Origin of the sequence: Streptomyces sp. NPDC001381 (assembly GCF_042895685.1) — a bacterium.
In the GTDB taxonomy this organism is placed as follows: domain Bacteria; phylum Actinomycetota; class Actinomycetes; order Streptomycetales; family Streptomycetaceae; genus Streptomyces.
In genome coordinates this window covers 24721-45822 of record NZ_JBIAWO010000006.1, presented here as the reverse complement: position 1 = coordinate 45822, position 21102 = coordinate 24721, and the positions used below count along the sequence as shown (strand labels likewise).

At 70.8% G+C, this 21102-nt stretch carries 19 protein-coding genes; 17 read left to right on the top strand and 2 right to left on the bottom strand.

What is annotated here, in order from left to right; genetic code table 11:
- Positions 1-122: 122 nt before the first annotated feature.
- The 11 genes from ACFY2L_RS26120 (at position 123) to ACFY2L_RS26070 (ending at position 10995) form a co-directional block, all read left to right on the top strand.
- Positions 123-1271: an LLM class flavin-dependent oxidoreductase gene (locus ACFY2L_RS26120; protein ID WP_390823547.1), complete on the top strand. Its 1149-nt coding sequence runs from the start codon at positions 123-125 to the stop codon at positions 1269-1271.
- Positions 1268-1792, top strand: a complete 525-nt coding sequence (locus tag ACFY2L_RS26115) for a GNAT family N-acetyltransferase (protein ID WP_390823546.1) — start codon at positions 1268-1270, stop codon at positions 1790-1792. The genes ACFY2L_RS26120 and ACFY2L_RS26115 overlap by 4 nt, the downstream gene beginning before the upstream one ends.
- Positions 1789-2781 (top strand): ABC transporter substrate-binding protein, encoded by a 993-nt coding sequence (locus ACFY2L_RS26110; RefSeq protein ID WP_390823545.1) that lies wholly within the window; start codon positions 1789-1791, stop codon positions 2779-2781. Before ACFY2L_RS26115 ends, ACFY2L_RS26110 begins: the two co-directional genes overlap by 4 nt.
- 31 nt (positions 2782-2812) lie before the next feature.
- On the top strand, positions 2813-3835 hold the full coding sequence (locus tag ACFY2L_RS26105; protein ID WP_390823742.1) for an amino acid ABC transporter permease: 1023 nt from the start codon (positions 2813-2815) through the stop codon (positions 3833-3835).
- Positions 3832-4638 carry an amino acid ABC transporter ATP-binding protein gene (locus ACFY2L_RS26100; RefSeq protein WP_390823544.1) on the top strand — a complete coding sequence of 269 codons (807 nt, stop codon included), beginning with the start codon at positions 3832-3834 and terminating at the stop codon, positions 4636-4638. Before ACFY2L_RS26105 ends, ACFY2L_RS26100 begins: the two co-directional genes overlap by 4 nt.
- A 38-nt stretch (positions 4639-4676) precedes the next feature.
- Positions 4677-5660, top strand: a complete 984-nt coding sequence (locus ACFY2L_RS26095; RefSeq protein WP_390823543.1) for an ABC transporter substrate-binding protein — start codon at positions 4677-4679, stop codon at positions 5658-5660.
- Between the two features lie 305 nt (positions 5661-5965).
- Positions 5966-6079, top strand: coding sequence for a putative leader peptide (locus ACFY2L_RS26090; protein WP_390823542.1), 114 nt, complete (start codon positions 5966-5968; stop codon positions 6077-6079).
- Positions 6080-6160: 81 nt separating this feature from the next.
- Positions 6161-7363, top strand: a complete 1203-nt coding sequence (locus tag ACFY2L_RS26085) for an LLM class flavin-dependent oxidoreductase (protein WP_390823541.1) — start codon at positions 6161-6163, stop codon at positions 7361-7363.
- Between the two features lie 20 nt (positions 7364-7383).
- Positions 7384-8793, top strand: coding sequence for an NtaA/DmoA family FMN-dependent monooxygenase (locus tag ACFY2L_RS26080; RefSeq protein WP_390823540.1), 1410 nt, complete (start codon positions 7384-7386; stop codon positions 8791-8793).
- Positions 8790-9875 carry an LLM class flavin-dependent oxidoreductase gene (locus ACFY2L_RS26075; protein ID WP_390823539.1) on the top strand — a complete coding sequence of 362 codons (1086 nt, stop codon included), beginning with the start codon at positions 8790-8792 and terminating at the stop codon, positions 9873-9875. The genes ACFY2L_RS26080 and ACFY2L_RS26075 overlap by 4 nt, the downstream gene beginning before the upstream one ends.
- Positions 9868-10995, top strand: a complete 1128-nt coding sequence (locus ACFY2L_RS26070; RefSeq protein ID WP_390823538.1) for an LLM class flavin-dependent oxidoreductase — start codon at positions 9868-9870, stop codon at positions 10993-10995. Before ACFY2L_RS26075 ends, ACFY2L_RS26070 begins: the two co-directional genes overlap by 8 nt.
- Positions 10996-11284: 289 nt before the next feature.
- Here ACFY2L_RS26070 and ACFY2L_RS26065 read toward each other — a convergent pair whose 3' ends face one another.
- Positions 11285-12193, bottom strand: coding sequence for a LysR family transcriptional regulator (locus tag ACFY2L_RS26065; protein ID WP_390823537.1), 909 nt, complete (start codon positions 12191-12193; stop codon positions 11285-11287).
- Between the two features lie 137 nt (positions 12194-12330).
- On the opposite strand from ACFY2L_RS26065, the gene ACFY2L_RS26060 reads away from it, so the two are divergent.
- From ACFY2L_RS26060 to ACFY2L_RS26035, 6 genes are all read left to right on the top strand, one after another.
- Positions 12331-12411 carry a putative leader peptide gene (locus tag ACFY2L_RS26060; protein ID WP_351078001.1) on the top strand — a complete coding sequence of 27 codons (81 nt, stop codon included), beginning with the start codon at positions 12331-12333 and terminating at the stop codon, positions 12409-12411.
- 188 nt (positions 12412-12599) lie between these two features.
- Positions 12600-13727, top strand: a complete 1128-nt coding sequence (sfnG, locus tag ACFY2L_RS26055) for a dimethylsulfone monooxygenase SfnG (protein WP_390823536.1) — start codon at positions 12600-12602, stop codon at positions 13725-13727.
- A 47-nt stretch (positions 13728-13774) separates the two neighbouring features.
- Complete coding sequence (locus ACFY2L_RS26050) at positions 13775-14992, top strand: acyl-CoA dehydrogenase family protein (RefSeq protein WP_390823535.1); 1218 nt, start codon at positions 13775-13777, stop codon at positions 14990-14992.
- 12 nt (positions 14993-15004) lie between these two features.
- Complete coding sequence (gene ssuE, locus ACFY2L_RS26045) at positions 15005-15562, top strand: NADPH-dependent FMN reductase (RefSeq protein WP_159765178.1); 558 nt, start codon at positions 15005-15007, stop codon at positions 15560-15562.
- Entirely contained in the window at positions 15559-16755 is a 1197-nt protein-coding gene (locus tag ACFY2L_RS26040) for an SfnB family sulfur acquisition oxidoreductase (protein ID WP_390823534.1), read from the top strand. The genes ssuE and ACFY2L_RS26040 overlap by 4 nt, the downstream gene beginning before the upstream one ends.
- A 27-nt stretch (positions 16756-16782) precedes the next feature.
- Positions 16783-17946 carry an LLM class flavin-dependent oxidoreductase gene (locus tag ACFY2L_RS26035; protein WP_390823533.1) on the top strand — a complete coding sequence of 388 codons (1164 nt, stop codon included), beginning with the start codon at positions 16783-16785 and terminating at the stop codon, positions 17944-17946.
- Between the two features lie 371 nt (positions 17947-18317).
- Here the strand turns inward: ACFY2L_RS26035 and ACFY2L_RS26030 are convergent, their stop codons facing one another.
- On the bottom strand, positions 18318-21092 hold the full coding sequence (locus tag ACFY2L_RS26030; RefSeq protein ID WP_390823532.1) for a fumarate reductase/succinate dehydrogenase flavoprotein subunit: 2775 nt from the start codon (positions 21090-21092) through the stop codon (positions 18318-18320).
- Between the last annotated feature and the right edge of the window lie 10 nt (positions 21093-21102).

The following is a 21102-nucleotide window of genomic DNA, read 5'->3' as shown; positions in this document are numbered from 1 at the left end:
CCGACGCTCGACGTCGTCACGACTGCACCGACCCGTCTGCCTGACGGTCTGTTCACTCATGCCTGCACGCAAGGCGATTCCGTCATGCCTGCGTGTCGCCGCACCCTGAAAGGCCATCTCCCATGCCCGTGGAGTTCCTCGGCATCGCCGCCACCAACGACGGCTCCGAAACCACGCCCCGCTCCGGCGCCGCGTTCGACAAGGAGTACACGCTCCGGCTCGCCCGGGCACACGAGGACCACGGCTGGGACCGGGTGCTGTTCGCCTACGGCTCCGGATCGCCGGACCCCGCACCGGCCGCCGCGTACATCGCGAGCAGGTTGGAGCGCCTGCAGATCCTGCTCGCCCACCGGCCCAACGTCTCCTACCCCACCTTCGCCGCCAAGACCTTCGCCACCCTCGACCGGATCAGCGAGGGCCGGCTGACCGTGCACTTCATCACCGGTGGCAACGACCACGAGCAGGGCCGCGAGGGCGACACCCTCACCAAGGACGAGCGCTACGCCCGCACCCGCGAGTACATCCGGATCGTCAAGAAGATCTGGACCACCCACGAGCCCTTCGACCACGAGGGCGAGCACTACCGCTTCCACGACTTCGTCAGCGACGTCTTCCCCGTCCAACAGCCCCGCCCGAATGTCTCGTTCGGCGGCTCGTCCCCTGCCGCGTACGCCGCCGGAGGCGCCGAGGCCGACATCTACTGCCTGTGGGGCGAGCCGCTGGCGAAGACCGCCGAGCAGATCGCGAACGTGAAGACCGCCGCGAAGGCCGCGGGCCGCACCGACGTGCCCCGCATCCAGGTCGCCTTCCGCCCGATCATCGCCCCGACCGAGGAACTGGCCTGGGAGAAGGCCCACCGCACGGTCGGCGCGATCAAGGCCCGCAGGCAGCGCGGCGAGGCCATCACCAAGCGCCACAACGGACACGCCCAGCCGCAGAACACCGGCTCGCAACGGCTGCTCGCCATCGCCGAGGCGGGGGAGCGCTACGACCGCGCCCTGTGGACCCCGACCGCCGCCGCGACCGGAGGCGCAGGCAACTCCAACGCCCTGGTCGGCACCCCGGAGACGGTCGCCCAGGCGCTCCTCGACTACTACGACCTCGGCGTCGACATCCTCTCCGCCCGCGGCTACGACCTGCTGGACGACGCCATCGACTTCGGCCGGTACGTGATCCCGATCGTCCGCGAGGAGGTCGCCAAGCGCGACGCCAAGCGCGACGCCGAGCGGGCGGCAGGCGGGACGCAGACCCTGAAGGCGGTGAACGGATGACCTCCGCCCCCGAACTGACGGTCATTCAGGTACTCGTCTCCGACCCGCGCGTGAGACCCCTGCTGCGCGAACTCGGCCACGAGTACTCCACGCGCTACGGCAAGGACGCCCACACCGAGATCTCCCGCTACCCCGACGAGGAGTTCACCGAACCGTACGGCGGCCTGCTGCTCCTGCTGCTGGAGCGCGGGCAGCCCGTCGCAGGCGGCGCCTTCCGGCGGTACGACGCGACCACCGCCGAACTGAAGCGGATCTGGACCCACTCCGCCCACCGGCGGCGTGGCCTCGCCCGCCGTGTCATCGCCGAGCTGGAACGCGAGGCGGGCACACGCGGCTACCGGCGGATCTACCTGACCACGGGGCCACGCCAGCCCGAGGCCCGCGGCCTGTACCTGGCCACCGGCTACACACCGCTGTTCGACACCGAGGCCGACCCGGAAACCATCGGCCCGCTGCCCTTCGAGAAGCATCTGCCGGCCGAAGCACGCACAGCACGCACGGGAAAGGCAGCCGACCTGTGAACCCTCGCCCGATCAGAACCCGCCTGCGTATCGTCGCGGCCATCGCGCTGCTGCCCGTACTGGCGCTGACCGCCTGTGGCTCCGGCGACACCTCCGGCACCGCACCGGGGGGCGCTCAGGCGTCTCCCGCCCCGACCGACGACCCGGTCGCCGCCGTACGCAAGGTGGACTCCGCCGCCGCCCTGCTGCCCGCCGACGTCCGCGAAGCGGGCACGCTGCGGGTCGGCAGCTCGGTCGGATTCCCGCCCGGGGCGTACTACCCATGGGGGTCCCCCCGCTCGAGCGAAGTCGAGAGTGGGGGAGGGCAGGACAAGCCGCCCGCAGGCCAGGACATCGACATCGCCGACGCGGTGGCCAAGGTCCTCGGAGTGAAGCTGGAGCGGCAGGACGCCTCCTTCGAGACGATCCTGCCCGCCCTGGGCAGCGGCAAGTACGACTTCGGAACCGGCAACTTCGGCGTCACCACCGAACGCCTGAAGACCATCGACTTCGTCACCTACATCAACGACGGCCAGGGCTTCGCGGTGAAGACGGGCAACACCGCCCTCGGCAACAAGGTCACCGACCTCACCCAGCTGTGCGGGCTGACCATCGGCACCGGCGCCGGCACCACCTTCGAAGCGACCCTCACCGCGCAGAAGGGGGTGTGCGCCAAGGCGGGCAGGAAGCCGTACGACGTGAAGGTCTACTCGGAGAACGCGGCGACCCTCACCGCACTCCAGCAGGGCCGTATCGACGTGATCATGTCGACCATCAACGGCCTGCGCCACCAGGCGGCCCAGCCCGCCTCGCAGACCACCTTCCTCGGCGAGTTCCACCGCCTCGACGTCGGCTTCGCCTTCAAGAAGGGCTCCCCCCTCACCAAGGCATTCCAGGCCGCCGTCAACGAGCTGATCAAGGACGGCACGTACGCCCGGATCCTCAAGAAGTGGGGCACCTCCGCCTCCGCGATCGACACGTCGCGGATCAACCCGCCCGAGCAGACCTGAGAGTTGAGCAGGAACGTCCACGATGTCCACGCTGCCATCCACCACCGACACCGCGCCGCCCGGCGCGGCCACCCCGGGCACCGGCCCCGGGGCCCCGCCCGCTCCGGACGATCCGGCCTCCCTCAAGGTCGTCCCCGCCCGCCACTACGCCCGCTGGGTGGCGGCCGTCGCCGTGACCGTGCTGGTCACCCAGTTCGTGCACGGGCTGGCCACCAACCCGGTCTGGGAATGGGGCGTCTTCAGCGACTACGTGCTGTCCGAGACGATCGTCCAGGCGGTGTGGGTAACCCTCCAACTCACCGCGTACGCCACCGTGCTCGGCTTCCTCCTCGGCACCGTCCTGGCCTTCATGCGGCTGTCGCGCAGCCCGGTGCTCCAGACCGTCGCCTGGACCTACATCTGGATCTTCCGGTCCATCCCGATGATCGTCCAGCTGGTGTTCTGGTTCAACCTGAGCGCGCTGTACGAGAGGCTGGGCTTCGGCATCCCCTTCGGCCCGGTGTTCTGGTCCGTCGACAGCAACAGCATCATCGGCACCATGGGCGCGGCCGTCATCGGGCTGACGCTGCACCAGGCCGCCTATGCCGCCGAGATCGTGCGCGGTGGGGTCATCGCCGTCGACCACGGGCAGCTGGAGGCGGCCGCCGCACTCGGCATTCCCCGGCTGCGGCAGATCCGCCGGGTCGTGCTGCCGCAGGCCATGCGCGCCATCCTGCCCACGGCCGGCAACGAGATCATCGGCCTGCTCAAGGGCACCTCGGTGGTCTACGTGATGTCCATCGGCGAGCTGTTCTACCAGGTGCAGGTGATCTACGGCCGCAACGGCCGGGTGATCCCGCTGCTGCTGGTCGCCACCGCCTGGTACGTGGTGCTGACCTCCCTGCTGTCCATCGCGCAGTACTACGTGGAGCGCCGTTACGCCCGGGGCGCCAACCGCACCCCGCCGCCCACCCCGCTCCAGCGCGCCCGCCGCTTCGTCCGCACCCTGCGCGCGGCAGCCGCCCAGCGCAACCAGCCCGTCAGACCCCTGAAGCCCCTGGGAGACAGCCGATGAGCGACGTGACGGTGGCCGTCAAGGACGCGACGCCGACGGTCGACGACGTGATGGTGGACGTCCACGGCGTCCACAAGAGCTTCGGCCCGCTGGAGGTGCTGCGCGGCGTCGACCTCCAGGTCCGTACCGGCGAAGTCACCGTGATCCTCGGCCCGTCCGGCTCCGGAAAATCCACGCTGCTGCGCACCATCAACCACCTGGAGAAGGTCAACAGCGGCTGGATCAGCATTGACGGCGAACTCATCGGCTACCGCCGCGCCGGGAGCAAGCTGCACGAGCTGAAGGAGAAGGACGTCCTGAAGCAGCGCACCCACATCGGGTTCGTCTTCCAGAACTTCAACCTCTTCCCGCACCTGACCGTGCTGGACAACCTGATCGAGGCCCCCGTCTCCGCACTGCGCCGCCCGCGCAAGGCCGCGCAGGAGACCGCCCGCCGGCTCCTCGACCGGGTCGGCCTCGCCGACAAGGCCGACGCCTACCCCCGCCAGCTCTCCGGCGGCCAGCAGCAGCGCGTGGCCATCGCCCGCGCGCTCGCCCTCGAACCGAAGGTGCTGCTCTTCGACGAGCCCACCTCGGCGCTCGACCCGGAACTGGTCGGCGAAGTCCTCGACGTCATCAAGGACCTGGCCCGCACCGGAACCACCATGATCGTCGTGACCCACGAGATCGGCTTCGCCCGCGAGGTCGCCGACACCGTGGTGTTCATGGACGGCGGAGTCGTCGTGGAGCAGGGCCCGCCCGCAGCCGTCCTGGACGACCCGCAGCACGAGCGAACCCGCGCCTTCCTCTCCAAGGTCCTCTGACCGACCCTCACCCCTTTCCGCAAGCAAGGAGCACGACCATGCCCACCTCGATCACCCGCCGCACCGCCGCAGCCGCGCTCGGACTCGCCACCGCCCTCGTCCTCGCCGCGTGCAGCAACCCCGACGACGGCGGCACGACCGAGGTCGCGGCCACGTCGGGCAGCAAGACGAAGATCAACATCAGTCCCGACCAGAACCGCATCACCACCGACAAGGTCGACTCCATAGCCGCCGAGGTCCCCGAGAAGATCCGCAAGAGAGGCACCCTGGAGATCGTCGACTCCTCCGGCTCCGCCGCGCCCCTGACCTTCTTCGCCACCGACAACAAGACCGTCATCGGCGTCGAGCCCGACATCGCCTCTCTGGTCGCCGACGTGCTCGGCCTCAAGCTGCACATCAACACGGTTTCCTGGGAGAACATCTTCGTCGGCCTCGACAGCGCCAAGTACGACGTCGGCTTCAGCAACATCACCGTCACCGAGGAGCGCAAGGAGAAGTACGACTTCGCCACCTACCGCGAGGACAACCTGGGCTTCGAGGCGAAGAAGGGCAGCGGCCTGAAGATCACCGGGCCCGAGGACGTGGCGGGCAGGACGGTCGCCGTGGGCAGCGGCACCAACCAGGAGAAGCTGCTCATCGAGTGGAGCAAGGAGAACGAGAAGGCCGGCCGCAAGCCGGTGAACATCAAGTACTACCAGAACGACAGCGACACCTACCTCGCGCTCCAGTCCGGCCGCATCGACCTCTACCTCGGCCCCAACCCGACCGCCGCCTACCACGCCGCCACCACCGGCAAGACCGAGGTCGTCGGCACCTACTCCGGCGCCGGCTCCACCCTCCAGGGCCTCATCGCGGCCACCACCAAGAAGGACAGCGGCCTGGTCAAGCCGCTCGCCGACGCCCTCAACCACGTCATCGACAACGGCACCTACGCGAAGGTACTCGAGCGCTGGGGCCTGTCCGACGAGGCCGTGACCAAGTCCGAGATCAACCCGCCCGGCCTGCCCAAGACCAACAAGTAGCAGACCCGGGGTGCGCAGGCCGTACGACGCCTGCGCACCCCGGCCCTCGAGCGGGTCGCGACGCACGCCCTGCGAGGCGCCCCGCGCCTGTTCGGCACGCTGTGAGCGGCGCCGGCACCAGGAGCGGCTGCCCACGGAGTGTCCCTGGCCATCACCGGGCTCGCGTCGTAGCGGTCGGCTGTTGCGAGCACCGCACTCGGCTTGAGCCCGGGCTCGGAGGGACCCACCGCCTTGCTGTCGAGCCTGCTCACGTCCACGCCCGGTGCGAGGCGGCGGCTCTCGGCGCTCGGCGGACGAATCCACGCATGACCCCAGGGACGGAGGTGGTGGACGTGACGCACATATTCCACGCTGTCCACCTCCACACCCGGCCCCACGTAGACCTCCAGCGCGTGGCCGGCGCGCTGTGTTGTTCCTGACCCGTTCCTTCACCGCCGTTGCCTCCTCCTGTCCGAGGGGGCCGGTGTTCTCGTCACGGACTTCCAGGAAGGCACCCACTCGTGTCCTCAACACCTCCCTCTTCCCTGCACCTTGCCGTCGCACTGGACGGCACCGGCTGGCATCCCGCCTCCTGGCGCGAGCCGGTGGCCCGCCCGCGCGACCTGTTCACTGCCGGATACTGGGCCGATCTGGTCACCGAGGCCGAGCGCGGTCTGCTCGACTTCGTGACCATCGAGGACGGCCTCGGCCCTCAGTCCTCCCACTTCCTGGACCCGGACGAACGCACCGACCAGGTACGCGGCCGCCTCGACGCCGTCCTCATCGCCTCCCGCGTCGCACCGCTGACCCGGCACATAGGCCTGGTGCCGACGGTGGTGGCCACGCACACGGAGCCGTTCCACATCTCCAAGGCGATCGCCACCCTCGACTACGTCAGCACCGGCCGCGCCGGCCTGCGCGTGCAGATCACCGCCCGCCCGAACGAGGCCGCGCACTTCGGCCGCCGCACCGTCCCGCGCATCGAGGCCTACGACCACCCGGACACCCGGGAGCCGGTGGCCGACCTCTTCGACGAGGCCGCCGACTACGTGGAGGTCGTGCGCCGCCTGTGGGACAGCTGGGAGGACGACGCCGAGATCCGGGACGCCGCCACCGGCCGCTTCATCGACCGCGACAAGCTGCACCACATCGACTTCGAGGGCAGGCACTTCAGCGTCACAGGCCCCAGCATCACGCCCCGCCCGCCGCAGGGCCAGCCGATCGTCAGCGCCCTCGCCCACGACACCGTCCCGTACCGGCTGGTGGCCCGCGCCGCCGACATCGGGTACGTCACCCCGCACGACGCCGACGAGGCCCGCGCCGTCGTCGCCCGGATCCGCGCCGAACAGAACGCGGCGGGGCGAGCCGCCGACACCCTCCATGTCTTCGGCGACCTGGTCGTCTTCCTCGACGACGACCCGGCCGCCGCGACCGCCCGCCGGGAACGGCTCGACGCGCTCGCGGGACAGCCGTACACGAGTGATGCCCACATCTTCACCGGCACGCCCTCCCAACTCGCCGATCTGCTGCAGGAGTTGCACAGCGTCGGGCTGACCGGATTCCGGCTGCGTCCCGCCGTCGCCGGCCACGACCTCCCGGCGATCACCCGGGGGCTGGTCCCCGAACTGCAGCGCCGGGGCGCCTTCCGCCGCGCCTACGGGGCCGGCACCCTGCGCGGCCTGCTGGGCCTGGCCCGCCCCGCCAACCGCTACGCCGCTGCCTGAGCCGGAAGGATCCCCGACCGATGACCAAGCCTTTGAAGCAGATCCATCTGGCCGCCCACTTCCCGGGCGTCAACAACACCACCGTGTGGAGCGACCCGAAGGCCGGCAGCCACATCGATTTCAGCTCCTTCGTCCACTTCGCGCAGACCGCCGAACGCGCGAAGTTCGACTTCCTGTTCCTCGCCGAGGGACTCCGGCTGCGCGAACAGGGCGGGCAGATCTACGACCTGGACGTCGTCGGCCGCCCCGACACCTTCACCGTGCTCGCCGCGCTCGCCGCCGTCACCGAGCACCTCGGCCTGACCGGCACCATCAACTCCACCTTCAACGAGCCCTACGAGGTCGCCCGCCAGTTCGCCAGCCTCGACCACCTCTCCGGCGGGCGCTCCGCCTGGAACGTCGTCACCTCCTGGGACGCCTTCACCGGCGAGAACTTCCGCCGCGGCGGCTTCCTGCCCCAGGAGGAGCGCTACTCCCGCGCCAAGGAGTTCCTGGCCACGGCGAACGAGCTCTTCGACTCCTGGCACGGCGACGAGATCCTTGCCGACCAGGCCACCGGCACCTTCCTGCGCCACGCCAAGGCCGGAGCCTTCGTCCACACCGGACAGCACTTCGACATCCACGGGCAGTTCAACGTGCCGCGCTCCCCGCAGGGCCGCCCGGTGATCTTCCAGGCCGGCGACTCCGAGGAGGGCCGCGAGTTCGCCGCCTCCGAAGCCGACGCGATCTTCAGCCGGCACGCCACCCTCGAAGCCGGCCAAGCCTTCTACACCGACGTCAAGAACCGCCTCGCCAAGTACGGCCGCCACCACGACCAGCTGCTGATCCTGCCCGCCGCCACCTTCACCCTCGCCGACACCGACGCCGAGGCGGAGGAACTGGCCAAGCTGGTACGCCGCCAGCAAGTCAGCGGCGCCACCGCCCTCAAGCACCTGGAGTTCGTCTGGAACCGGGACCTGTCCTCCTACGACCCGGACGGGCCACTCCCCGACATCGACCCCGATGTCAGCGACAACCACATCTCCCAGGGCCGCGCCCAGGTCCGCATGTACCGCGACCCGCTGGCCACCGCCCGCGAGTGGCGCGAGCTCGCCGCCGCAAACAACTGGTCGATCCGCGACCTGGTCATCGAGACCGGCAACCGGCAGAACTTCATCGGTTCGGCCGAGACGATCGCCCGCACCCTCAACGAGTTCGTGCAGGCCGACGCAAGTGACGGCTTCATCCTCGTCCCGCACATCACCCCGACCGGCCTCGACGAGTTCGCCGACAAGGTCGTCCCGCTCCTGCAGGAACAAGGCGTGTTCCGCACGGAGTACGAGGGCCCGACCCTGCGCGACCACCTCGGCCTGGCCCTCCCCCACTCTCGGCTTCGCTCGAGCGGGGGGACCCCCATCGGCGACGTCCGCGACGAACGGGCAGCGTCGTGAAGTTCCTCGCCATCACCCTGATCGTGCACCGGCCGGATCCGATCACCGGCGTGCACAAGCCGACCCAGGACCGCTTCCGCGAGGTCCTCGACAACGCCCTGCTCGCCGAGGAACTCGGCTTCGACGGCTTCGGCGTGGGGGAGCGGCACGAGCGGCCGTTCATCTCCTCCTCGCCGACCGTCGTCCTCAGCCACATCGCGGCACTGACCCGACGCATCCGGCTGTTCACCGCCGTGACCACGCTCAGCCTCCTCGACCCGGTGCGCGCCTACGAGGACTACGCCACCCTCGACCATCTCTCCGGCGGACGCCTGGAATTGATCATCGGCAAGGGCAACGGCGCCGCCCAGCGCGAGCTGTTCCATGTCACTCCCGAGGACCAGTGGGACCGCAACGCCGAGAGCTATGAGGTGTTCCGGCAGATCTGGCGGCAGGACAAGGTGACCGCGGCGACTCGCTTCCGCCCGCCGCTGACGGACGCCGAGGTATGGCCGCGGCCCTACCAGCGGCCCGTCCGGGTCTGGCACGGCAGCGCCACCAGCAAGGAGTCGGTAGACCTCGCCGCCCGCTACGGCGACCCGCTGTTCTCGGCGAACGTCACCAACCCCATCGAGCCGTACAGCGAGTTGATCAGCCACTACCGCGAGCGCTGGGAATTCTACGGCCACGACCCGGCGAAGATCGCGATCGGTGCCGGCACGGCCGGGCTCCTCGTGACCCGCACCTCCCAGGAAGCCCTCAAGGCGTACCGGCCGATCTTCGAGTCGACGCTGGCGTTCCAGAAGCAGTCCGGCCTGCCGGTGGTCTTCGAGACCGTGGAGGACTTCGCCGAGCGCAGCTCCGCCCTGATCGGCAGCCCGCAGCAGATCATCGACAAGGTGCACCGCTACCACGAGCAGTTCGGGCACACCGTGCTCCATCTGCACGCGGACGCGAACGGGTTGACCGATGCCCAGCACCGCGCCTCGCTCCAGCTCTTCCAGTCCGAAGTCGCCCCGGTACTGCGCCGCGACATCCCGGACCCGCCCTTCGTCTGGGGACCGGTCCTGCCCGTCACCGAGGAGGAGCCCGCCCATGCCTGACATTCCCCTCGGCGTCCTCGACCTGGTGCCGATACCGTCCGGCTCGACGGCCGCCGACGCCCTGCGCAACTCCATCGACCTGGCACAGCACGCCGAGCGCTTCGGGTACGCCCGGTACTGGTTCGCCGAGCACCACCTCAACCCGGGCGTCGCAGGCACGTCCCCCGCGGTCGTCCTCGCGCTGACCGCCTCCGCCACCTCCACGATCCGGCTCGGCTCCGGCGCCGTACAGCTCGGCCACCGCACCGCGCTCAGCACGGTCGAGGAGTTCGGCCTGATCGACGCCCTGCACCCAGGCCGCTTCGACCTCGGCCTGGGCCGCTCGGGCGGCCGCCCGCCGGCACAACCGACCGCAGCCCCCGCGACCGTGACCCCCGTCGTGAGCGGCCGGGCCCCGAACGGCCTCCTCATCCCGCCCCGCTTCTCCTTCGAACGCCTCCTCGGCTCACCCCGCATCGCCCTGCAGCGCAAGCTGCTCCTGCTGCCCGGTGCCCAGTCGCAGGACTACGCCGAGCAGATCGACGACATCCTCGCCCTGCTGGCCGGCACCTACCGGACCCCGGAGGGCATCGAGGCGCACACCGTGCCGGGCGAGGGCGCCGACGTCGAGGTGTGGATCCTGGGCAGCAGCGGCGGCCAGAGCGCCGAGGTCGCCGGCGCGCGGGGGCTGCGGTTCGCCGCGAACTACCACGTCAGCCCCGCCACCGTGCTGGAGGCCGTGGACGGCTACCGGGCCTTCTTCCAGCCCTCCGACGTCCTCGACAAGCCGTACGTCAGCGTCTCGGCCGACGTGGTCGTGGCGGAGGACGAGGAGACGGCCCACGAGCTCGCCACCGGCTACGCGGCCTGGGTCCGCAGCATCCGCACCGCCGAGGGCGCCATCGAGTACCCGACGCCGGAGCAGGCCCGGGCCTTGGAGTGGAGTGAGGAGGACCGGGAGCTGGTGCGGGACCGCGTGGACACGCAGTTCGTCGGCTCACCGAGACAGGTGGCCGACCGCCTGTTCCAGCTCCAAGAGGCCACCGGCGCCGACGAGTTGCTCATCACGACCATCACCCACGACCACGCCGACCGGGTGAGGTCGTACGAGCTGCTCGCGCAGGAGTGGAGCCGGAGGTGAGCGGGCGGAGGCCCGGCATGCGGGAAACCGCCGCCAGGCCTCCCGCGCGCAGGCCGGCAGGGAGCGGGCGCGGGACCGGCCACAGTGTTCCCGCGCAACCTGGGGCCACGCCGGGCCTGCTCACCGGGGTGCCCTGTTCCCAAGCAGGGGGATCAGGCCGCCGCGGCGGCCTTGACGGCGTGGGCGATCTGCGCGCGCAGCTCGGCGAACTCGCGGGAGCTGCGCTCGACTGAGGCCAGCCGTTCCGAGCAACATCCGCTGACCGGACGGGGACAGCGCGATGTCTGACTCAGGAAAGGGCTTGGCATGCACGGGCGTTGCGCACGAACAGCTCGTGCAGATCGCGGACGGCTCGCGGGACGGAACCGGAGTGCCGGCGCTGCAGGATCAGCAGCACGTCGGCCGCGTCCCCGGCCAGCGGCCGTACGGTGATCGTGCCCCGCCGTTCCAGGGGATCGCCGATGACACTGAAGTCGGGCAGCACCGTGGCTCCCAGTCCCTCGGCGACCATCAGCTTGCCCATCTCGGCGCCGTCGGTGGAGTACGAGAAGGACGGCGTACGGCCGCCCAGCAGACGGTGGACAAAGCGGTGCATGACATAGCCGGACCGCATCACGACCAGCGGCTCGGCCAGGAGGCTGTCCACGTCCACCGCGTCCAGGGCCGCGAGCGGACTGTCCGGGCGCACGCACACCACCGGCCGGCCCCGCAGGAGTTCGGTGGTCTCGAAGCCGGGTGGCATGTCGTCGCCTCCGAGGTAGTTCACCAGCCCCAGGTCGAACGCGCCCTCCAGCAGCCCGCGGTGGATCTCGGACTGCTGTGCGCCGACCAACTCGACCTGGGTGGCCGGGTGCGAGGCCCGGAACTCCCGCACCGTGGGTATGACCAGCGGGACGGTGGCCGTGTTGACCGTGCCGAGGCGGACCATGCGGCTGATGCGGTGCTGGTCGCCGGCCGCGCCACGCAGCCGGTCGACCGCATCCAGCACGGTCATGATGTACGGCAGCAGTTCCCGGCCCTCGTCGCTGATCTTCGCCCCGGAACGCTTCCGCTCCAGCAGGTCCACGCCGAGTTCGCGCTCCAGGTTGCGTACGGTCTCGCTGAGCGCGGGCTGGGACAGGTGCAGTTCTTCTGCGGCGCGCCGCAGCGACCCCAACCGCGTGACGGCAGCGATGTATTCGAGCTGTTCGATACGCACGGCAAGGAGACTGCCGTTCACCGCGCGCCGCGTTCAAGGGAATCCCTGTCACAACCTCGTGAATACCGACTCTCAGCATGTGAAATGACATCCGGGCATTCTTGACCGGCCGTACCCCCACTGCTTTGATCGAAGGCATGAAGCGACAGGACCTCACGCGGCGACGCCACGTCGACCTCGCGCGTGTCTCCAGCTCCTGCTGTCGCTGTCGGGTCTGAGCGCACCCGACGGAAACCCTCGAACCTGCGCCGACACGCCCTTCCTGGATTCCACTGCCGGCCTTTTCCGTGGTGATTTCTGCCGTCCCGGGAACGCCGTCGCCGCACGCCTGAATCCCGATCACTGAACACGTTTCCCTGTCACCGCACGCGCCTTTTCGCATGCGCATTCCCGCCAGGAGTTCCCCATGCCCGCACCCCCCGGACCCGACCCCGTCCGCTTCGCCTACTGGGTACCCAACGTCAGCGGCGGCCTGGTCACCAGCACCATCGAGCAGCGCACCGACTGGAGCTACGACTACAACCGCGAACTGGCCGTGCTGGCCGAGAACAACGGCTTCGACTACGCCCTCAGCCAGGTCCGCTACATGGCCAGCTACGGCGCCGAGTACCAGCACGAGTCGACCAGCTTCAGCCTCGCCCTGCTGCTCGCCACCGAGCGGCTGAAGGTCATCGCCGCCGTCCACCCCGGCCTGTGGCACCCGGGCGTCCTCGCCAAGCTCGGCGCCACCGCCGACCACCTGTCGAACGGCCGCTTCGCCGTCAACGTCGTCAGCGGCTGGTTCAAAGGCGAGTTCACGGCCCTCGGCGAGCCCTGGCTGGAGCACGACGAGCGCTACCGCCGCGCGGAGGAGTTCATCACCGCCCTGCGCCAGATCTGGACCGAGGACCACACCGAACTCGCCGGTGACTTCTACCGGTTGCGCGACTTCTCCCTCAAGCCCAAGCCGCTGAACACCCCCGAGCGTCCGCACCCGGAGATCTTCCAGGGCGGCAACTCCACCGCCGCCCGAACCATGGCGGGCCGCGTCTCCGACTGGTACTTCAGCAACGGCAAGGACTTCGACGGCGTCACCGAGCAGATCGAAGACGTCCGCGCCGCCGCCGCCCAAGCCGGACGCACAGCACCGAAGTTCGGCCTCAACGGCTTCCTCATCGCCCGCGACACCGAGGCCGAGGCCCGCGACACACTCCGCGAGATCGTCGCCAAGGCCGACACACCGGCCGTCCACGGCTTCCGCGCCGCCGTCCAGCAGGCCGGGCAGTCCACCGCAGACGGCAAGGGCATGTGGCAGGACTCCAGCTTCGAAGACCTCGTCCAGTACAACGACGGCTTCCGCACCGGCCTGATCGGCACGCCCGAGCAGATCGCCGAGCGGATCGTCGCCTACAAGCGGCTCGGCGTCGACCTCTTCCTCCTCGGCTTCCTGCACTACCACGAGGAGGTCGAGTACTTCGGCAAGCGGGTGCTGCCCCTCGTACGCGAACTGGAGGCCCGGCAGTTCGAGTCGGAGCCCGTCGCCGCCCGCGCCTGACCGCACGCCCCGAACCCTCCCCCACCCGAGACCGAAAGGGTCCCACCATGAGCACCGCCGCACCGGCCGACTGGAAGACCGCCCCCGACCCGACCGACGCCGCAGGCTGGATCGCCCGCGCCGCCGAGATCGCAGCCGTCCTCGCCTCCGACGCCGCCGCCCGGGACAAGGCCGCCGCCACCCCGTACGCGGAGGTCCGGCTGCTGAAGGAGTCCGGCCTGGTCACCCTCCTCGGCCCCGTCGAGCACGGCGGCGCGGGCCAGGACTGGACCACCGCCTACCGCGTCGTCCGCGAGGTCGCCAAGGCCGACGGCTCCATCGGCCAGCTGCTCGGCTACCACTACCTGTGGAACTGGGCCGCCCGCCTGGTCGGCACCCGCGAACAGTGGGAGCACGTCGAGGCCGAGGCCGCCCGCAACCAGTGGTTCTTCGGCGGCGCGGTCAACCCGCGCGACGAGGACGTGGTGGTGAAGGACGAGGGCGACACGCTCACCTTCACCGGCCGCAAGACCTTCTCCACCGGCAGCAAGGTCTCCGACGTCACCGTCCTCGAAGGCGTCCTGGAGGGCACCGACGACCACGTCTTCGCCATCGTCCCCTCCGACAGCGAGGGCCTGACCTTCCACGACGACTGGGACAACATCGGCCAGCGCCTCACCGAGAGCGGCGGCGTCACCCTCGACGCCGTACGCGTCCCCTGGACCGCCGCCGCCGGATACGTGGACAAGCAGTTCCGGCCCCGCGTGTACAACACCCTCAACGTGCCGACCATCCAGCTCGTCTTCGTCAACTTCTACCTCGGCATCGCCGCCGGAGCGCTGAAGACCGCCGCCACCTACACCCGGACCAAGTCACGGCCCTGGCTGCACGGCGGCCACGAGCACGCCGTCGACGAGCCCTACGTCATCGACATCTACGGCGACCTCACCGCCCAGCTGTGGGCCGTCGAGGCCCTGGCCGACGCCGTGGCCGACGAGGGCCAGAAGCTGCACGACGACCCGGACGCGGTCACCGCACAGGCCCGGGGCGAGTTCGAGGTGCGGGTGGCCGCCGTCAAGGCCCGCGCCACCGACGTCGCCCTGGAGATCACCCACCGCATCTTCGAGGTGACCGGAGCCCGCGCCACCGCCTCCGCCGAAGGCCTCGACCGCTTCTGGCGCAACATCCGCACCCACACGCTCCACGACCCCGTCGCCTACAAACGCCGTGAGGTCGGCCGCCACGTCCTCACCGGTGAACTGCCGCAGCCCACCTGGTACTCCTGAAAGGTCCCTCCCATGGCCACCATCCTCTCCGTCTCCGGCAGTCCCTCTCCCACCTCCCGCACCGCCCGGCTGCTGCGCCACCTCGACGACCGGCTCGCGGCCCAGGGCCACGAGGTGATCCCGTTCGACGTCCGCACGCTGCCGGCCGAGGCCCTGCTGCACGCCGACTTCGCTCACCCGGCGATCGTCGAGGCCAGCGCCCTGGTCAAGCACGCGGACGGCGTCGTCATCGGCACCCCCGTCTACAAGGCCGCCTACTCCGGCCTGCTGAAGTCACTGCTCGACCTCCTCCCGCAGTACGCCCTGGCGGGCAAGACCGTACTGCCCCTGGCCACCGGCGGTTCCACCGCCCACGTCCTGGCCATCGACTACGCCCTGCGGCCGGTCCTCGCCTCCATGGGACCCGCGCACATCACACCGGGGTGGTTCACGCTCGACAAGGACATCACGGTCGGCGACGACGGCTCGCTGATCGTCGCGCCCGCCTCGGCCGAGGCGCTGGCCCAGGTCACGGACCAGTTCTCGCTCGCGCTGGGCGGCCGTACGACGCTGCTGGCGGCCACCGGATGAGCGCCCCGGCCGTGATCGGCGGCGACGGGGAGGCCCTCGCCGTCGCCGCCGAGCTGGCCGCGGACTTCCGCAAGGGCGCCGCGGAGCGGGACGCGCTCCGCCGGCTGCCGCACGCGGAGCTGGGGCGGCTGTCCGCCTCCGGACTGCTCGGGGTGACGGTGCCGGCCGAGTTCGGCGGCGCGGACGTCCGCGTGGAGACGCTCGCCGAGATCTTCCGGCTGCTGGCCGCCGCCGACGCCAGCCTCGCCCAGATCCCGCAGAGCCACTTCGTGTACGTGGGTGTGCTGCGCCGGCAGGGGACCCACGAGCAGCAGCGGTTCCTCTTCGGCGAGGTGCTGCGAGGCAAGCGTTTCGGCAACGCCCAGTCCGAGGCGGGAACCAAGCACGTGCTGGACATCCGCACCCGGCTCGCTCGCCGCCCGGACGGGTCGTACGTCCTCGACGGCGTCAAGCACTACTCCACCGGCGCCCTCTTCGCCGACTGGGTCCCGGTCCTCGCCCGCGCCGACGACGACAACCTGCACGTGGCCTTCGTGCCGCGGGAGGCCCCCGGCCTCACGGTCGTGGACGACTGGGACGGCATGGGGCAGCGCACCACCGCCAGCGGAACCGTCCGCCTGGAGTCGGTGCCGGTGCCCGCCGACCGTGTGGTGCCGCACCACCTCACCTTCCGGGGACCGCAGCTCCACGGTGCGGTGGCGCAGTTGCTGCACGCCGCCATCGACGCCGGGATCGCCTCCGGAGCGCTGGCCGAGGCCGTGGACTTCGTGCGCACGAAGAGCCGTCCCTGGTTCGAGAGCGTCGACGAAGGACACCCGACCGCCGCCGACGACCCGCTGCTGATCCAACGGCTGGGGGAACTGGCCATCCGGGTGCGGGCCGCCGACGCGTTGCTCGCCACCGCAGCCAGAACCGTGGACGCCGCCCGCACCGAGCTGACGGACGACTCCGCGGCGGAAGCCTCGATAGCGGTGGCTGCGGCCAAGGTGACGGCGGCGGAGGCGGCCGTGGAGGTCGGCAGCGCCCTGTTCGAGGTCTCCGGCACCCGCTCGGCGCTCGACTCCGCCGGCCTGCACCGCCATTGGCGTGACGCGCGCACCCACACCCTGCACGACCCGGCCCGCTGGAAGGTCCAGCACATAGGCCGTTACCTGCTCAACGGCACACGGCCGCCCCGGCACGGCCTGCTCTGACGAACCAATCCCCCATCGGAGGCCCACGTGTCCCTCACCTTCCACTGGTTCCTGCCCACCAATGGCGACAGCCGCCACGTCGTCGGCGGCGGCCACGGCACCCCGGTCACCACGACCGGCGGTGACCGGCCGCCGACGGTCGCCTATCTGAGCCAGATCGCCCGTGCGGCCGAGGAGTTGGGCTTCGTGGGCGCGCTCACCCCCACCGGCGCATGGTGCGAGGACGCGTGGCTGACCACGGCGATGGTCAGCCAGAACACCGAGCGGCTGAAGTTCCTGGTCGCCTTCCGGCCCGGCTTCGTCTCGCCGACGCTCGCCGCGCAGATGGCGTCCACCTTCCAGCGGCAGACCGGCGGACGGCTGCTGCTCAACGTGGTCACCGGTGGCGAGAGCCACGAGCAGAAGGCTTACGGCGACTTCCTCGACAAGGATGCCCGCTACCGCCGGACCGGCGAATTCCTGGAGATCGTCCGGGGGTTGTGGCAAGGGAAGACCGTCGACCTGACCGGTGAGCACCTCCGGGTCGAGGAGGCGAAGCTGGCCCGGCTGCCCGACCCGGTGCCGGAGGTGTACTTCGGAGGGTCCTCGCCCCTCGCCGGGGAGGTCGCGGCCAAGCACGTCGACGTGTACCTCACCTGGGGCGAGCCGCCGGCCGCGGTCGCCGAGAAGATCGCCCGGATCCGAGGGCTGGCGGCCGAGGAGGGCCGCACCGTGCGCTTCGGGATCCGGCTGCACGTCATCACCCGCGACACCTCCGGGCAGGCGTGGGCGGAGGCGAACCGTCTCCTGGAGGGCTTCGACCCGGAAACCGTGCGGTCGGTCCAGGCCGGGCTCGCCCGCAGCGAGTCCGAGGGGCAGCAGCGGATGCTCGCCCTGCACGGTGGCGGCCGCGACCGTCTGGAGATCCACCCCAACCTGTGGGCCGGCATCGGCCTGGTCCGCGGCGGCGCGGGCACCGCACTGGTCGGCAGCCATGACGAGGTCGCCGAGCGCATCGAGGAGTACCACTCCCTCGGCATCGACGAGTTCGTGCTCTCCGGCTACCCGCACCTGGAGGAGGCGTACTGGTTCGGCGAGGGCGTCCTGCCACGGCTTCAGGCGCGCGGGCTGTGGAGCCATCCGTTCCGCGGCGCGACGGCCGCACAGCCCGTTGCTCAGATCCCGTTCGCGGACGCCGGGAGCCGGCGATGACCCACGTGATCGCCGACGCGCCGAGGCGGACGCCCTCGCCGCCGAGCCGGCCGCCGAGTTCGCCCGCGAGGCCGCCCTCCGTGACGCGGAACGCATCACCCTCGAAAGGGGCGCTCCGGATGATGTCCGGCTGAGCAGTCTGGGCTTGCCAGTGGCGGGCGGGCGGCCGGGCGCAGCCGTCCGACGACGATGCCTGATGCGATGCCGACGGTACGGGCGAATGCCGGATCGAGCACCACCGGCTTCCCTCGGCCTCGGCGCACAGTCGCGGAAGCTCGGTCAACCTCCGCATGGCTTGTGAGGGCCCTTGTCAGTACGGCCCACGTCGCTACCCGCGCTCCGCAGCTGTCGTCTGCGTCGCAGCGGTTCGCTCACAGTGCCCGGGTCGCATAGGCCCTGACGTCCGCGTCCGTGTCCGTCTTCGCCGTGGCCAGGGCCGCTCGGGCGTCCTCGGTGGCACGGTGCCGGGTCAGTGCTGCCACGGCGGCCTTGCGGACGTCGGCGTTGGGGTCGGCGAGGGCCTTGGCGAGGGCGGGTACGGCGAGGCCGGGGGCCGCGAGGGAGAGGGCGGTGGCCGCGCCGGCCCGCACTTGCCAGGCCGGGTCGGACAGGGCCGCGTCCGCGTGTGCGGCCAGGGGCGCCGGGCAGCCGGTCGTGCCCAGTGCTTCGTAGGCGGCCGCACGCACCAGGGCGTCGGGATCGTCGATGAGTTCGGTGAGGGCCGCAAGGACCATGTCGGGTCCGGGGCCGCCCGACGTGGTGTCGTCGAACTGTCCCGCGGTCACGGTGGCCAGGGCCTTGGCGATGGTGACGCGGACCTCGCGGGACGGGTCGCAGGTCGCCGCGCGGGCCAGCTCTCCGGCGGCGTCGACCGACACGAGTGCTCGCACGGCAGCGATACGCACGGCGATGTCCGCGTCCGAAAGGGAGCCTGCGAACAGCCCGGTGGCGCCGAGGCGCAGGGCACGCAGGACGTCGAGTGCGGCGGCACGGGCGACGGGGTCGGCTTCGGACAGGGCGGCGACGAGGCCGTCGCGCAGGGCTGGTTCAGGGTCCAGCGTCTCGACCAGTTCGCGCAGTGAGGCGGCCGCGGCAGCGCGGACGCCGGCGTCGGGGTCGGCGAGCGTGGCGGCCAGTGCCGGTCCGGTGCCCGGCGGCACCGTCTCCGTCAGCACGGTGACGGCCGTTCGGCGAACGGTGGGCTCGGGGTCGGTCAGGTAAGGGGCGAGGGCGGAGAGCCGGGGCTCGTCCTCCGCGAGGGAGAGCAGTTCGAGCAGGCGCGGTGTGGCCGGCGTGTCCGTGCCGGAACCGGGGCGGGCGGTCGTATCGGTCAGGGCGGGCTTTTGCCGTATCGCCGCCGGCGCCGCCTCCCGGGCCCCAGCGGTCGCCACCTGTTCCGGGTGGACCTCGCCGAGGTGGCGGGAGGGCCCGCCGATCGCGGTGAGACCGTCGACCGGGACCAGATAGGGAGCCACGGGACGCGCCGTGAACTCCATCGCACCGGTGGGGGACTTGCGCAGATCGAGGTGGTGGAACCAGGACGCGTCGTCACGGTGGGGGTGGTCGAGACGGTCGTGGTAGAGGCCCCAGCGGGACTCCGTGCGGGCCAGGGAGGCCCGCGCGGCCATCTCCGCGCAGTCGCGGATGAAGCTCACCTCCGCGCAGCGCATCAGCTCGTGCGGGGTGCGGGCGCCCATCGTGGCGATGTCGTCATGCATCCGCTCGAACGCCTCCAGGGCCAGCGACAGCCGGGCGCCGGACTTCGGCGGTGCCACGTAGTCGTTCACGAAGCGGCGCAGCTTGTACTCGACCTGGGGCTGCGGCGGGCCGTCGGGGTTGCGCAGCGGGCGGTAGATCAGCTGGTGCGCCTGCTTTAGCTGGTCGAGAGGCAACTCCCCTTCGTACGGCGTGTACTGGGACGCGTCCGCGCCCGCCAGGTCCCCGAAGACGAACGCGCCGATCATGTAGTTGTGCGGGACGCAGGCCAGGTCCCCGGCGGCGTACAGGCGGGGGACGGTCGTACGGGCGTGGTCGTCGACCCGTACTCCCGAGGCCGAGTGGCCGCCGCACAGGCCGATCTCGGAGATGTGCATCTCCACGTCGTGGGTGCGGTAGTCGTGGCCCCGGCCGGAGTGGAAGGTGCCTCGTGTCGGGCGCTCCGTCGAGTGAAGGATCGACTCCAGGGCCGAGATCGACTCCTCCGGGAGGTGGCTCAGCTTCAGGTAGACCGGGCCCCGGTCGCTCGCGACTTCCTCCGCGAACTCCGCCATCATCTGGCCCGACCAGTAGTCGGAGTCGACGAAACGTTCGCCGTGCCGGTTGACCTGGTAGCCGCCGAAGGGATTGGCGACATACGCGCAGGCGGGACCGTTGTAGTCCTTGATCAGCGGGTTGATCTGGAAGCACTCGATGCCGGTCAGCTCGGCGCCCGCGTGATACGCCATCGCGTAGCCGTCACCCGCGTTCGTCGGGTTCTCGTACGTGCCGTACAGGTACCCGGAGGCAGGCAGGCCGAGGCGGCCGCAGGCGCCGGTCGCCAGGATCACCGCGCCCGCGCGGACGGTGACGAAGGCGCCCGTGCGGGTGTGGAAGCCCACCGCCCCCACGGCCCGCCCTTCCGCCGTGAGCACGCGTACCGGCATCACCCGGTTCTCGATCCGGATCCGCTCGCGCATCTCGCGCCGCCGCAGCTGCCGGTACAGGACCTTCTTGACGTCCTTGCCCTCCGGCATCGGCAGGACGTAGGAGCCGGAGCGGTGGACCTGGCGGACCGCGTACTCGCCGTGCTCGTCCTTCTCGAACTTCACCCCGTACGACTCCAGCCGCTGCACCATGGCGAAGCCGCGGGTGGCGGTCTGGCGGACGGTGGACTGGTCGACGATGCCGTCGTTGGCGCGGGTGATCTCGGCGACGTAGTCGTCAGGTTCGGCGCGGCCCGGGATGACCGCGTTGTTGACGCCGTCCATGCCCATGGCGAGCGCGCCCGAGTGGCGGACGTGGGCCTTCTCCAGGAGCAGCACGTCCGCGCCGTGCTCGGCGGCGGTCAGGGCCGCCATGGTGCCGGCGGTGCCGCCGCCGATGACGAGGACGTCGCAGGTCAGTTCCTCGGCGTCGGTGAGGTCCGGGATCTGCAGGGGGGTGTCCACCAGGGTGCCT